Source organism: Polynucleobacter acidiphobus, from assembly GCF_003065385.1.
GTDB lineage: Bacteria > Pseudomonadota > Gammaproteobacteria > Burkholderiales > Burkholderiaceae > Polynucleobacter > Polynucleobacter acidiphobus.
Window position 1 is genome coordinate 64,294 of the sequence record NZ_CP023277.1, and the last position, 14,455, is coordinate 78,748.

At 47.5% G+C, this 14,455-nt stretch carries 15 protein-coding genes; 8 read left to right on the plus strand and 7 right to left on the minus strand.

Annotation, left to right across the window (positions count from 1 at the left end):
* Positions 1–19 precede the first annotated feature (19 nt).
* From AOC32_RS00395 to dsbD, 4 genes are all read left to right on the plus strand, one after another.
* Positions 20–1,000, plus strand: a complete 981-nt coding sequence (locus tag AOC32_RS00395) for a DNA-directed RNA polymerase subunit alpha (RefSeq protein WP_108507605.1) — start codon at positions 20–22, stop codon at positions 998–1,000.
* Positions 1,001–1,016: 16 nt separating this feature from the next.
* On the plus strand, positions 1,017–1,415 hold the full coding sequence (rplQ, locus tag AOC32_RS00400) for a 50S ribosomal protein L17 (RefSeq protein WP_108507606.1): 399 nt from the start codon (positions 1,017–1,019) through the stop codon (positions 1,413–1,415).
* 77 nt (positions 1,416–1,492) lie between these two features.
* Entirely contained in the window at positions 1,493–1,813 is a 321-nt protein-coding gene (cutA, locus tag AOC32_RS00405) for a divalent-cation tolerance protein CutA (RefSeq protein WP_108507607.1), read from the plus strand.
* Positions 1,810–3,492 (plus strand): protein-disulfide reductase DsbD, encoded by a 1,683-nt coding sequence (gene dsbD / locus AOC32_RS00410; protein ID WP_108507608.1) that lies wholly within the window; start codon positions 1,810–1,812, stop codon positions 3,490–3,492. Before cutA ends, dsbD begins: the two co-directional genes overlap by 4 nt.
* A 2-nt stretch (positions 3,493–3,494) precedes the next feature.
* Here the strand turns inward: dsbD and hemB are convergent, their stop codons facing one another.
* Positions 3,495–4,487: a porphobilinogen synthase gene (hemB, locus tag AOC32_RS00415; RefSeq protein ID WP_108507609.1), complete on the minus strand. Its 993-nt coding sequence runs from the start codon at positions 4,485–4,487 to the stop codon at positions 3,495–3,497.
* A gap of 26 nt (positions 4,488–4,513) precedes the next feature.
* Positions 4,514–5,137, minus strand: coding sequence for a ribosome biogenesis GTP-binding protein YihA/YsxC (gene yihA / locus AOC32_RS00420; protein ID WP_108507610.1), 624 nt, complete (start codon positions 5,135–5,137; stop codon positions 4,514–4,516).
* A 67-nt stretch (positions 5,138–5,204) separates the two neighbouring features.
* On the opposite strand from yihA, the gene AOC32_RS00425 reads away from it, so the two are divergent.
* Positions 5,205–5,918 carry a c-type cytochrome gene (locus tag AOC32_RS00425; RefSeq protein WP_108507611.1) on the plus strand — a complete coding sequence of 238 codons (714 nt, stop codon included), beginning with the start codon at positions 5,205–5,207 and terminating at the stop codon, positions 5,916–5,918.
* A gap of 18 nt (positions 5,919–5,936) precedes the next feature.
* Here the strand turns inward: AOC32_RS00425 and lysA are convergent, their stop codons facing one another.
* Positions 5,937–7,229 (minus strand): diaminopimelate decarboxylase, encoded by a 1,293-nt coding sequence (lysA, locus tag AOC32_RS00430; protein WP_108507612.1) that lies wholly within the window; start codon positions 7,227–7,229, stop codon positions 5,937–5,939.
* Between the two features lie 226 nt (positions 7,230–7,455).
* Between lysA and cyaY the strand changes: the two genes are divergently transcribed.
* Positions 7,456–7,839, plus strand: coding sequence for an iron donor protein CyaY (cyaY, locus tag AOC32_RS00435; RefSeq protein WP_108507613.1), 384 nt, complete (start codon positions 7,456–7,458; stop codon positions 7,837–7,839).
* Here cyaY and aroB read toward each other — a convergent pair.
* The 4 genes from aroB to AOC32_RS00455 are packed head-to-tail and all read right to left on the minus strand — an operon-like array spanning position 7,823 to position 11,225.
* A complete protein-coding gene (gene aroB / locus AOC32_RS00440) occupies positions 7,823–8,905 on the minus strand; it encodes a 3-dehydroquinate synthase (protein WP_108507614.1) in 1,083 nt (360 codons plus the stop codon). The genes cyaY and aroB overlap by 17 nt on opposite strands.
* A complete protein-coding gene (locus AOC32_RS00445) occupies positions 8,902–9,426 on the minus strand; it encodes a shikimate kinase (protein WP_108507615.1) in 525 nt (174 codons plus the stop codon). Before AOC32_RS00445 ends, aroB begins: the two co-directional genes overlap by 4 nt.
* 9 nt (positions 9,427–9,435) lie before the next feature.
* Positions 9,436–10,554: a type II and III secretion system protein gene (locus tag AOC32_RS00450; RefSeq protein WP_108507616.1), complete on the minus strand. Its 1,119-nt coding sequence runs from the start codon at positions 10,552–10,554 to the stop codon at positions 9,436–9,438.
* Positions 10,551–11,225 (minus strand): coiled-coil domain-containing protein, encoded by a 675-nt coding sequence (locus AOC32_RS00455; protein ID WP_108507617.1) that lies wholly within the window; start codon positions 11,223–11,225, stop codon positions 10,551–10,553. Before AOC32_RS00455 ends, AOC32_RS00450 begins: the two co-directional genes overlap by 4 nt.
* Positions 11,226–11,371: 146 nt before the next feature.
* On the opposite strand from AOC32_RS00455, the gene AOC32_RS00460 reads away from it, so the two are divergent.
* Positions 11,372–13,621, plus strand: a complete 2,250-nt coding sequence (locus AOC32_RS00460) for a penicillin-binding protein 1A (protein WP_199908531.1) — start codon at positions 11,372–11,374, stop codon at positions 13,619–13,621.
* A 6-nt stretch (positions 13,622–13,627) separates the two neighbouring features.
* On the plus strand, positions 13,628–14,311 hold the full coding sequence (locus tag AOC32_RS00465; RefSeq protein WP_108507619.1) for a transposase: 684 nt from the start codon (positions 13,628–13,630) through the stop codon (positions 14,309–14,311).
* Positions 14,312–14,455 lie beyond the last annotated feature (144 nt).

Here is a 14,455-nt window from a genome sequence, read left to right on the forward strand (position 1 = left end):
TCTTAAGGAAAAGATATCTATGCAAACAAATTTGCTTAAACCAAAAATCATTTCTGTTGAAGCACTCGGTGCAAACCAGGCTAAGGTTGTGATGGAACCATTTGAGCGTGGCTATGGCCACACTCTTGGTAATGCATTACGTCGTGTTTTGTTGTCTTCCATGGTTGGCTTTGCTCCAACCGAAGTGGCCATTGCAGGCGTTGTTCACGAGTATTCCACCTTGGATGGTGTACAGGAAGACGTTGTTAACTTGCTGCTCAATTTAAAGGGAGTTGTCTTCAAGTTACAGTCCCGTGATGAAGTAACCATCAATTTGCGTAAAGAAGGTCCTGGCGTTGTTTATGCCAAGGACATTGATCTTCCACATGACGTTGAAATCATCAACCCTGAGCATGTTATTGCACATTTAGCAGCTGGCGGTAAGCTCGATATGCAGATCAAGGTTGAAAAGGGTCGTGGATACGTACCAGGCAATATGCGTCAGTATCAAGATGAAGCGACCAAGCTAATCGGCCGTATTGTGCTAGATGCATCATTTAGTCCAATTAATCGTGTTAGCTATGCGGTTGAATCTGCGCGTGTTGAGCAACGTACTGATTTAGATCGTTTAGTGATGACCATTGAAACCAATGGCGTGATCTCTCCTGAAGAGTCGATTCGTCAAGCGGCGAGTATTTTGGTTGACCAGTTGGTGGTATTTGCCGCCTTAGAGAGCAGTCAAGTGAGCGGTGAGTTGGCTCCAAGTCGCTCGACCATGGTTGATCCATTGTTGATGAGACCGGTTGATGATTTAGAGTTGACCGTTCGTTCTGCAAACTGCTTGAAGGCTGAAAATATTTATTACATCGGTGATTTGATTCAGCGTACTGAAAATGAATTACTCAAGACACCTAACCTAGGTCGTAAGTCTTTGAATGAAATTAAGGACGTTTTAGCAGCCCGTGGTTTAAGTCTTGGGATGAAGCTCGACAGCTGGCCTCCAGCAAGTCTCGGGCAATAATTAGAAAGGAAGCATCATGCGTCATGGTAATGGCTTACGCAAACTAAATCGCACCTCATCGCATCGTTTAGCGATGTTGCGCAATATGTCGAACTCGCTGATTGAGCACGAGGTCATCAAAACAACCCTGCCAAAGGCAAAAGAATTACGGATGGTGGTTGAGCCTTTGATTACCTTAGGTAAGAAAGACAATTTGGCTAATCGCCGTTTGGCATTCAATCGTCTGCGCGATCGTGAAATGGTGAGCAAACTGTTTACTGAGCTCGGCCCACGTTATGCAACTCGACCAGGTGGTTATCTCCGTATTCTGAAATTTGGTTTTCGGCACGGTGACAATGCACCCATGGCATTGGTTGAGTTAGTCGATCGCCCTGAGGTCGAAGAGGCGCCTCAACAAGAGCCTGCAGCAGCATAAATTAGCATCAGGTATAGTTAAAGCCAGGCTTCGGTCTGGCTTTTTCATTTAACCCACTGCTTGAACCATCCTTTTGTATGGATTCGATACTGATCGTGACCACGACTTTGCCAACGATGGAGGCGGCTAAATTATTGGCAAAGCAATTAATTGACGAGCGTCTCGCAGCCTGTGTACAGATTCAGGAGGGTGTGCAATCGATTTATCGATGGGATGGAAAGGTTTGCAATGACACCGAAGTTCTATTAAGTGCCAAAACAGCAACGACCCAATGGAAGGGCATTGAGGCGTTTATTAAGGCCCATCACCCTTATCAGTTACCAGAGATCATCGCCTTAAAACCAGCTGAATATTCCCAAGCATATGGTCGCTGGGTGAATGAGGAGACAAAGCCATGAGGCGAATTCAGTATGGCTTAGTTCAACTCTTATTGTTTCTCCTGTCCAGTGTCGCATTATCTAATTTAGTAAGCGCTAAAGAATTTCTACCTCCAGAAAAGGCATTTATTGTGGAGGCGACATGGCTTGCCAATACCAATGAAATTGCTATTGAGTACCGACCGGTTTCGGGTTACTACATTTACCAGGAGTCCTTGCAATATCGGCTGTTCATCAATGACAAGCCAAGTGCTCCCAAGAGTATTCAAATCCCCCGAGGCGTTGAAAAGTTTGATGAGACCTTTGGAAAAAAAATGGAGATTTTTCCAAAACCATTCGAAGTTCTTATTGGGTTGCCAGAATCTCCACAAAGTGGTATTCGCCTAGAGATTGATTTGCAAGGTTGTGCTGACGGCGGCATTTGCTATCCACCCATGACCTATCAATACTTTATTGCAGCTCCAGGCGTTCGAGTTGCGCCCATCCCCGAGGGTGATGCAGCACCAATACGGGCTGTGGATAGAAATTCAGAACCATTTAGCCTCACTGATTTATGGAGCGGGCGCGATGATGTCACATCGATTAAAAGCTATCTAGAGAATGCTAAGCCGTTTTATCTATTGATCGGATTTTTTATTCTTGGGATTGCCCTAGCATTTACGCCCTGCGTATTACCGATGCTCCCGATTTTGAGTAGCATTGTTTTAGGTCGCCAAGATGGTAGCCCAATTAGCAAGACCCGATCGGCTTATCTTGCTTTGGCCTACATTTTGGGCATGGCCTTGTTATATGCCTTAGCGGGGGTTTTAACAGCGGCATTAGGAAGCGGCGTACAGCGCGCCCTTCAAAGTCCCATTGCCCTCATTTTGTTTGCTCTCCTTTTATTATTTTTGGCTGGCAGCTTATTTGGTTTATACGAGCTAAAGATGCCCCAAGGATGGCAAACCAAAGTCGATCAATTGGCGGGACGACAAAAGGGCGGAAGTATTGTCGGGGCTTTTAGCCTTGGCGCAATTTCAACGCTGGTTGCAAGCCCTTGTATTACGGCACCCTTGGCGAGTGTTTTAGGCTTTGTGGCACAAACCGGATCGATGGCGCTTGGTGGGGGTCTACTATTTGTGATGGCCTTAGGGATGGGATTGCCCTTATTGCTCATCGCATTGGGTGCTAGAAGTTTCTTACCGCAAACGGGTGCCTGGATGATGTGGTTGCAGCGCGGACTTGGTTTGTTGTTGGTTGCTTTAGCCATTTGGATTGTGTGGCCAGCAATGTCGGTTGTAATTGGTAATCAAACTCAAACAAGTACTCGCACTGAAAAACGAATTCCACCGGATTTGGTATTTCAGGTTGTGCGTTCGAGTGAAGAGCTCGAGCGTATTATGCAAAAAGCTAAGGCTGACAATAAACCCGTCATGCTCGATTACTACGCTGATTGGTGTATCTCCTGCAAAGAGATGGAGGCCATTACCTTTACCAATCCTGAGGTTGGTAAGGAGATGAGCCGTTTTGTATTAGTACAAGCCGATGTCACCATCAACAATCCACAAACGCAAGCGCTTCTGAAACAATTTGGTTTGTACGGTCCGCCCGCAATTTTGTTCTTTAATGGTGCTGGTGAAGAACAAAATTCCTTACGGGTAGTGGGTTTTATGGCTCCCAGTCGTTTTTTAGAGCGTTTGCAAGAGTTAGGAGCCAAATAATCCTAACGCTTGAGTAAGCGAGCGGCCTCAAGCGCAAAATAGGTCAAGATACCATCTGCTCCGGCACGTTTAAATCCGAGTAGTGACTCCATCATTACCGCATCATGATCAAGCCAGCCATTTTGGGCGGCAGCCTTGATCATGGCGTATTCGCCGCTGACCTGATAGGCGTAGGTTGGGTAACCGAAGGCTTCTTTGATGCGATATACGATATCGAGATAAGGCATGCCGGGTTTTACCATCACCAAATCGGCTCCTTCACTAATATCTAAACCAACTTCACGGATGGCTTCATCCCCGTTAGCAGGATCCATTTGGTAGGTCTTTTTATCCGCTTTGCCCAGATTGCCCGCTGATCCAACTGCATCTCGGAAGGGACCATAAAACGACGAGGCGTACTTGGCGGCATAAGCCATGATGCGCGTATGAATCAATCCTTGATTTTCAAGGGCAGTACGAATCGCTCCAATTCGGCCATCCATCATGTCCGATGGGGCAACCATATCCACACCTGCTTGGGCATGGCAGAGCGCCTGCTTTATAAGGATCGCGACGGTTTCATCATTCAAAATCCGATGCTGTTCATCAAGTACGCCATCTTGACCATGGCTGGTATAGGGATCAAGCGCGATATCGGTCATGATGCCAAGGTCAGGAAAACGTTTTTTGAGTTCAATCACTGCGCTTGGAACAAGCCCCTTCGGATTAAACGCTTCGGCACCGTCATTGGTCTTTAGTGATGAATCGATTACAGGAAAGAGGGCCATTACTGGGATGCCTAGAGCCACGCATTCTTCAGCCACATGAAATAAACGATCTAGCGACATGCGTTCAATACCTGGCATCGAGTTGACCGCTTGAGTTTGATTGCTTCCCGGTAGTAAGAAAACGGGATAGATTAGATCGTCAACCCGTAGATGATTTTCTTGAATGAGGCGACGCGACCAATCATCACGACGCATGCGACGGGGGCGATAGGCGGGGTATTGAGACATGCAAATACTCTCTAATCAGGATAGGGTTAGGCGGTGCTGCGCTCTGGAAAAAGCCATTGTTGAATAAGTGTATCGCTTTCCAGAAGACCGACCCGTTTTGTGCTGGAGAACAGTTGAGCTGTAATCTGGGCAGGGGCAAATTGCTTAATTTGTTCTGAGATGGCTTGCAACAGGGCGCGGTTTTCGGAGAAGGTTTGTTTATCTGACTTGCTTAGCAAAATATGGATGGGTTTTTGGGTCACGCTAAACCAAGCAATCATCTGCTCATCAAGTTCTGTTAAACCCCGTCGTGCATCCACAATCAAGATCAATCCAACCAAATTTTTACGGGTTTGGAGGTAGCGGCTCAAGATCTCGTTCCAGTGGGAGCGGGTTGCCTCACCGACCGCGGCATAGCCATAGCCTGGCAGGTCGACCAAATAGGCTAGTAGCTCATCCTTGGAATAGATCCCAAAATAGTTAATGTGCTGGGTTCGGCCCGGAGTTTTGCTCGCAAAAGCCAGGCGCTTTTGATTGCATAAGATATTGATTGCACTGGATTTTCCGGCATTAGAGCGACCCGCAAAGGCGATCTCAGGAAGATCGCCCTGGGGAAGCGTTTGAAGCTCATTGACCGTGGTAAAAAAGCGGGCTTGGTGCAGTTTAGACATGAATGGAAGCTATTGTAAAATCACATGAATTTCGTTTGAACATTTCAAAGTAGGCTAGGTACCCATAATGCGCTATAGCAGCAAATTCTCCAAATTAAATATCTCTGCCCTGATGGCTGTTTTAGTTGGTGGTTTTATATCCTTCGCTCACGCGGCTGAGCCTGCAAAAGCAGATGCTCCAGCAATGACCACTAGTGCTCCAACTCCCGCAGTGATCAAGGCGGATGCTGCAGCTGGCGATGCCCTCTATAACAACGGCGACCCTAAGCGTGGAATCGTTTCTTGTGTCGGTTGCCATGGTCCAAATGGAAATAGTGGAGTTGCATCATGGCCTAAGTTGGCTGCTCAGCACACGGCTTACACGGTTAAGCAACTCAAAAATTACAAAGATGGTACCCGTATGAATCCCGTCATGATGGGAATGGTAGCGACGCTAACTGATCAAGACATGCTCAACTTGGCTGCGTATCTCAATAAACAAGAGCTCAAGTTGGGTACGGCGCAGAACAAAGACACCATCGCATTGGGACAGCGCATTTATCGTGCAGGCATTGCTGAGAAAGGTATTCCAGCGTGCGCTGGATGCCATAGCCCCAATGGCGCTGGTATTCCGGCACAGTACCCCCGTTTAAGCGGTCAATGGGCCGATTACTCGACCTCGCAATTGATTGCGTTCAGAGAGGGTACACGCAAGAATAGTGTGCAAATGAGTACGATTGCTGCCAAGATGTCTGACGCTGAAATGAAAGCCGTGTCGGATTACATGGCTGGGTTGCGTTAATCGAAGTCATTCGATTGGTTAGTTCGTCCCAATCGTTCGCTCATTAGCGAAGAGGCTATTCACAGTCTCCCGCTCTCTCACCAGGTGAGCTTGATTGCCATCGACCATAACTTCAGCTGGTCGTCCTCGGGCGTTGTAGTTTGAGGCCATGACAAATCCATAAGCGCCTGCTGACAAAATAGCCAGCACATCGCCTTCTTCAACTGCCAGGGCGCGATCTTTACCGAGCCAATCACCTGATTCGCAAACAGGGCCAACGACATCATAGGAAATTGCTTTACCGGCAGATGCTTTGATTGGAACAATCGCATGATAGGCATCGTATAGGGCTGGTCGCATTAAATCATTCATGGCCGCGTTCACAATGCAGAAGTTTTTATCTGCACCAGTTTTGAGATACTCAACTTGGGTCAAGAGCACTCCTGCATTTCCGACTAAGGAGCGACCGGGCTCCAAAATGACATCCAAGTGTGCAAAGCCACGCTCATCCACGCGATTGAGTAGGGTGTTCGTGAACTCTGTGATATCGGGTGGTGCATCCGAGCCATAGTCAATTCCAAGACCGCCGCCTAGATCGAGATGGTGAATGACAATGCCTTCACGCTTGAGTTGTTCAATTAAATCAAGAACCTTGTCAAGAGCATCGAGGTAAGGCGAGGTATTCGTAATTTGGGAACCAATATGGCAATCGATGCCAACAATATCAATATGGGGCAGCAGCGCAGCCTCGCGATACGTCTTTAAGACCTCAAAATAGGCAATCCCAAATTTGTTATCTTTGAGACCCGTGGAAATATACGGATGGGTTTGCGCATCTACATCAGGGTTCACGCGCAATGAAACTGGGGCGCGAAGACCCAAACTCTTAGCAATGGAATTAATACGCTGCAGTTCAGGAATGGACTCGACGTTGATGCACTTGACGCCAACCGAGAGGGCAAATTTAATTTCATCGGCTGATTTGCCGACCCCAGCAAAAACCATGCTTTTGGGATCGGCTCCGATATGAAGAACGCGCGCGAGTTCGCCGCCACTGACTAAATCAAACCCAGCCCCTAATTGCTTCAACTCATCCAAAACGGCGAGATTACTATTGGCCTTAACCGCATAATGAATTCTGGCGCGCCGACTGCCGTTTGCACGGATACAGGCAACATCATAGGCACGGTATGCCGTACAAATTGCATGCTTACTGTAAACATATAGAGGGGTGCCATATTGATTCGCTAAGGCAGATAGCGAAACACCTTCAGCAAACCATTCTCCATGGTATTCAGTAAAACCAGTTAATGATGGAATGGAGTGCGTCATTACTTTGGCGAGCTCGTATTAGTGGGGGTGGACATGCCTGATTCTTTTGGTGGGTACAGAGTGCCTTTGGGCTCCGGTTGGGTGGGCGCTGGTGGAACGGGCGGTGGATTGGGTAAAAACAAAGGTCCTCTAACCCCACATCCAAGTAGGGACAGCAACGCAACGTAAACTGGAATCTTAACTACAATCAATATCATCTGTTTAATCACCGGAATTTGAATATAGCATGCAGAACACCCCTTCATCCCAGATTGACAAAATTGACGATAAGCAATTTCATCAACTGGCTAGCCATCTGTTGCAATCGATTGAACTATCGCTAGAAAATGCTGATGAGCGTTTAGATCTCGACCTTGATATTGCTCGTCAAGGGGGCAATGTGATTAATATTGTTTTTCGGGATCGCAGTGTAGTCGTGGTCAATACTCAGCCACCCCTGCATGAAATTTGGGTGGCCTGTAAAGCCGGAGGGTTTCATTACCGTTGGGCGGGAATGATGAGTCAACCACGTTGGCTTGATACAAAAACAGGTAACGAATTACTTGCCGACTTATCTCGCTTTGTGAGCGATCAGGCAGGGCAGGCGGTTCAGATTAGCTTGCTTGATTAGTCGTTAAGACCTGCTCAACAATCGCATCATCAACCGCTTCAATTTTTGCTTTGCCAATTCTCTCAAGGGTGATGTAGCGAATTTCCCCGCCCTCGGATTTTTTATCGATTCGCATGAGATCAAAGAAGCGGCTATTCCCAAGTTTGGGTGCGCAATCGGGCAGACCCATTGCCGCAATGAGTTTTTTGATGCGACTTACTTCCTCGGTTTTTAAATAACCCAGACGAGAAGATAAATCGGCTGCCATCACCATTCCGCAGCCTACCGCCTCACCATGCAGCCATTCCCCATAGCCTAAGCCGGATTCGATGGCATGGCCAAAAGTATGACCGAAATTTAAGATCGCACGAATCCCAGACTCCTTTTCGTCGGCAGCCACTACTGCTGATTTAATTTCGCAAGAACGCTCGACCGCATGACTCAATGCGCCACTGTCACAATTTAATAGTTCTTGACGATGAGCTTCAATCCAATTAAAAAATTCAGCATCTGCAATCGCACCGTGTTTAATGACCTCGGCCAAGCCGGCTGATAGCTCTCTTGGTGGAAGTGATTTGAGGGTATCGAGATCAGCAATGACGGCGACCGGCTGATGAAAAGCGCCAATCATATTTTTACCAAGCGGATGATTAATCCCGGTCTTGCCGCCTACCGAAGAGTCAACTTGAGCTAATAAAGTGGTGGGCACTTGAATAAATCGAATGCCGCGCATAAAGCTAGCCGCTGCAAAACCTACCATATCTCCAATCACACCACCACCGAGTGCAATCAACACCGATTTACGATCAGCCCCATAGGTTAATAAGGCATCAAAGATTTTCTGTAGGGTAGCCCAGTCTTTATAAGACTCCCCATCGGGCAGGATAATCTCATGAACCGACTTAGCATCGCCTGAAATGGTTTGGATTAACGTCTCGCTATAAAGGGGCCCTACGGTCGTGTTGGTCACCACGAATACCGATTTGCCGGCAATCCAAGGTTTGAAGAGTTCTGGCTTTTTGAGAAGCCCTGAGCCAATGTAAATAGGGTAGCTGCGCTCACCGAGGGATACATTCAGAGTTTTCATGGGGCTAATTCAAGTTGCATGAGTAAAGAGCTTACGAGTTGATTGACGCTTGGCTTACCAGTTTCAATAATAAAGTCTGCGATTTCGCGATAGAGTGGGTCGCGAATGGCGTATAAGTTTTCTAAGATCGCCTTGGAGTCACCATGTTGCAATAGAGGGCGACCCTCACCTCCCTTGGTGCGATGCCAAAGCTCAATCGGGTTGGCATGTAGGTAAATGACCGTGCCACGTTCAGCTAGCACTTTACGGTTCTCGGGGAGCAATATTGCACCACCACCGGTGGCGAGCACAATCGATTGCTCGCGGCTTAGCTCGTTAATGATTTGTGCCTCGCGTTTACGAAAACCCGCTTCACCTTCCATCTCAAAAATGGTCGGAATCTTGACCCCGCAGCGCTCTTCAAGTGCGTGGTCAGAGTCGATAAAGCGCCGCTCAAGCTTGCGGGCAATTAATTTTCCTACCGTTGATTTGCCAGCCCCCATTAGCCCAATGAGAAAGATATTGGAATTTTCAATGTCCATAACGTCATTCTATTCGGGTTTATCTAAGATGGTAGGCGTTAAAAAGACGAGAAGTTCGGTTTTGTCTCGTAAGGTTGATTGATGTTTAAACAGATGCCCAATCAAGGGAATATCACCCAAGAGCGGGATTTTGACAGTGTCATCGCGCTCCGTGGTTTGATAAATACCACCCAAGATCACCGTCCCGCCATTCTCAACACTGACTTCGGAGCTCAGATTCTTAGTATCGATGGCGTAACCTTGTTCGGTCTTCATGCCCACGCTATCTTTATTAATCGCAACCAATAAAGAGACTTTGCCGTCATGATGAATCTTAGGAATCACCTCGAGACGCAAGTTTGCTTTACGGAATTGAATTTTGTTACCTCCATTTGAAGAGGAGGTTTGGTACGGTAGTTCAGTGCCCTGTTCAATGGTTGCTTTCACCATATCGGCGGTCATGATGCGAGGATTGGACAATATCTTGCCCTGGCCATCGCTCTCTAGAGCACTTAATTCCACATCGAGAAGACGGGTGGCATTTTTACTAAGAAGGGTTGCTGCGGCAGTCACCGGCTCAAATCCGCTAAGGCCGCCAGCCCCAAGTGGTGATCCTAGTGCAAACGAACCCTGAGCCCGACCGTTTCCCCCAGGTGCGTTATCTGCTTGTGAGCGCAAGCCAAGCTTGGCGCCAAGATTGCGTGCAAAGCGATGGTCTGCTTCAACAATCCGGGCTTCAATCAAAATTTGTCGGGGTGTGCCATGATGCTCGCCACCAAAGGGGAGTGCTGAGTCGTCCCGACGTTGCTTTTGGAAGCCATTGATTTCTTGGTGCGGCGCAATCCAATAGACCCCCTGATTGCGCATGAAGCGCAAGCCTCGGCTTGCCAAGATCGTTGATAAGGCAGTTTGCCATGGAACATCGGCAAGCTGGACATTAATACTTCCTTGAATGCTAGGACTTAAAACAAAATGGGTATTACCAAGTTGCCCCAATGCATGGAGTAAATCCACCAGCGGCATCTCTTTTGCTGAAATACTAATTGGAGTATTCAGTGCGGCATTACCACTGGCCGCGTGGTATGCAAATGTGTTTTGTGGGCCAAGCAAAAGCCAAATCCAACAGCATCGAAATACCATATGCTTCATGGTGAAATCAGTACCACTTGCTTTCCTCCGGGACCTTGTAAGGTGGCCTGGGACTGGTCAAAGTGTGTGATCTGCCATGAAGGTTTAGCAAACGCATGTTTTAGAAAGAGTCGACTTTGTTGTCCATCGTGCAGCATGACGAAGGCGCCATCCTTGTTCTTACCGACACCTAAATGACGCCATTTTTTTAAATCGACCTCATCGGGATCGGGGATAACTGATCGCTTCGTTTCTTTGACAGAAATGTGTCGCTTTGCTTGGATCTCCTCCAGAAACTCCATTATCTGCTCTAGGTGTTCGTCAGCCTGGCCATGAAGATCATCAATTTGGCTTTGAATTGCCATTAGCTCTCGCTTCACCACTACTTGATTTGATCCGTCCTGATTGCGTTCTGCGAGCTCCTGAATTTGGATGGTCAAATAGACTAAAGTGAAAAGAATCGCCATGAAACCAATCCCAACGATGAGCATCCCAGGATGAAGGGATGCGAGAGAGGATTCTTTAAGGGCACTAAGGCCTGACCAGGCTTGGCCCATTTGATTGCGCCTTGGTGGCTGATGTTTACTTTGCAAATGATCAGCCTGGGTCTCATGCTCCAAAATGGCAGGATCGTTGCCTAGACTTTGCAAGGTTTCGTCAAAATCCTCTCGTTTGATATTGCGATAGACCATGCCCTATTGTGTTGGTGAGCGCTAGTGATTGAAATCAGCAAACCCGGATTGATTGATCGGTAATTCTTGCAAATGCTGTAGGACCATATAATTTGGGGATGGCTAATCCACCGAGCAAAAAACCGCCTTTTCAACGGGGCTCGGGAATGCGTTTTTCTCAAAAGTCGGGCGCCAGCCCTTTGATTAAAGCCTTATTGATTTTGATGGTCGTAGCTGGCTTGTTATTTACGATGTTGGTCGCCTACGCATTCATTATTGCGAAGCCAAATTTACCGAACATTTCAGCGCTAGTCGATTACAACCCCAAAGAGCCGTTACGGATCTATACCGCCGATAAGGTATTAATTGGTGAGTTTGGAGAGGAGCGACGAAGTGTTGTTCCCCTCAATGAAATCCCTGTCTATTTAAAGTATGCAGTGATTGCCATTGAGGATGATCGTTTTTATAGTCATGGTGGCGTTGATTACTGGGGTGTATTGCGAGCAACCTTAGCCAATTTACGAGGCCGTCTTTCCCAAGGGGCGTCGACCATCACTATGCAGGTGGCGCGTAATTTTTTCTTAAGCAATGAGAAGACCTTCAGTCGGAAGCTTTATGAGGTATTGCTTGCTTGGGAGATCGAGGCCCAATTAACCAAGGATAAGATTCTTGAGATTTACATGAATCAAATTTATTTGGGGCAACGCGCCTATGGATTTGCGAGCGCTTCCAAAATTTATTTTGGTAAAGAACTTAAAGACATTAGCATTGCAGAGGCGGCGATGCTAGCAGGTCTACCAAAGGCGCCTTCAGCCTATAACCCGGTCAGTAACTATAAGCGTGCCAAGATTCGTCAAGAATATATTTTGCAGCGCATGCGCGATCTCTCATACATTACGCCAGCCGATTATGAAAAGGCGATGGCTGAGACCATTAAGATTCGAGGCCTAGGAAAAGAATTTGATACTCGCGCTGATTTTGTTGCAGAGATGGCCAGACAACTCCTCTTTTCTCAGTACGGCGACATTATTTACTCCCAAGGTATCAATGTTTACACCACCGTCTTAAAGGCAGATCAAGATGCTGCCTATGCTGCAGTTCGCAAGGGTATCTTTGACTACGATCTGCGACATGCGTATCGCGGCCCAGAGGGGTTTATTGAGTTACCCGAAGACCCGGTCAAGCGCCAGCGCACGATTGACGATGCCTTACTTGATTATCCAGCGCTTGATGAATTGCAGTCCGGGGTAGTATTGGAGGCGAGCCCTAAAGAATTAAAAGTCATGATTGCGACTGGGGAGCAAATTACGATTAAAGGCGATGCATTAAGACTTGCAAGCGCCTCATTATCCGAATCCGCTCAACCCAAACGGCGCATTCGCCCGGGCGCAGTGGTTCGACTCCTTAACGATGATGGCGTTTGGAAGCTGGCTCAATTACCTCAGGTCGAAGCTGCCTTTGTGGCTCTTGATCCAAATGACGGGGCAATCTTGGCCCTAGTTGGTGGATTTGATTTTCGTCGCAATAAATTTAATCACGTGACCCAGGCGTTTCGTCAACCAGGTTCGGCATTTAAACCCTTTGTTTATGCGGCAGCTCTTGAAAAGGGTTTAAGTCCTTCAACCATGGTCAATGATGCGCCATTATCGATTGGGGCGTTGGAGACCGGTAGCCAGGTATGGCAACCTAAGAACTATGATGGCAAGTTCGATGGCATGATGCGGTTACGGGCCGCATTGGCGAAGTCTAAAAATTTAGTATCGGTTCGGGTAATTCGCAAAATAGGCCCCTCGTATACCCAAGAATTTATTCAGCGCTTTGGATTTGAGCCCGAGAAGCATCCGCCTTATCTTACGATGGCCCTTGGAGCAGGTTCGGTCACACCATTGCAAATGGCGAGTGCTTACAGCGTGTTTGCGAATGGTGGCTATTTCGTAAATCCTTATTTAATTGACAAGGTTACGGATGCAAAAGGTCAAACCTTGTTTGAGGCAAACCCTGTACGAGTAGGAAAAAATGCGCTTCGAGTCTTGGATGAGCGAACGACCTTTGTGATGGATAGCATGTTGCAAGAAATTACAAAGACCGGAACCGCAGCCCGCGCAAGGCCTGCCTTAGGCCGCAACGATATCGCTGGAAAAACGGGCACAACCAATGATTCACACGATGCATGGTTTGCTGGTTACAACCCTCGGGTTGCGGCAGTCGCTTGGATTGGTTTTGATAACCCCAGAAGCTTGGGTGACCGCGAGACAGGCGGCGGCTTGGCATTGCCAGTCTGGATTAACTTTATGTCGGTGGCTTTGCGAGGTGTACCCGAGATAAATCGTACGCCTCCACCGGGAGTTTCTGAGTACGATGGCGATTGGATTATTCCTGAGTTCGCTCCCTTGGGCGGCGTTCGCCAAATTAATTAAGTAAAGATGGCCCGCAAAGCACGCTTGGTCATTGCTGGACAAGCGATGCATCTTTTGGTTCGTGGTCACAATCGTCAAACCATATTCAGCAATGATGCGGATTGCCGAATTTATCTCGATTGGTTACGTGATGCTGCCAAAGAGTTTGGATGTGCGGTTCATGCTTATGCCTTGATGCCCAATCATGCACACGTATTAGTCACCCCTCGTTTTGAATATTCCTTATCCAAAACGATGCAATCCTTGGGACGCCGCTACGCGCAATACATCAATCGACAGCAAGGTACTTCGGGCACGATTTGGGAGGGTCGCTTTTGTTCTTCCCTGATTGATCCAATCTATGCCTTACGAGTACAACGCTACATTGAGCTTAACCCTGTACGCGCCGGACTGGAATCCCGTGCCGAAGATTGTAAGAACACCAGCTACCAAAGCCATATTGGGGGCAAGGGTGAGACTTGGCTAACCGATCACCCAAGCTTTTGGGGTTTAGGCAACACCCCTTTTGAGAGGCAGCTGGCCTGGGCGGCATTTGTGAGGGACGGCGCGCCGCATCACGAGGATCGAGCAATTACCGAGCATTTAATCCGCTCAAGGCCTTGGGTAAGTCCGGAATTTATCAAGCAAAATCCTAAATTGAGTCTCCATCAATGGCAGCTTAAGCCGCGTGGAAGGCCAAAAAAACTTTAAGTCTGTCCCTATTTAATTTAATTTCTATTCTTCCCCCATTATTTAAATGGGACAGAGTCATTAAATTTCTATTGCATCCCTTAGTGGATTCCCCTATATTTACCGTCCCGGCCTTTATTTGAAGCAATTCATGGGGATTGCCAG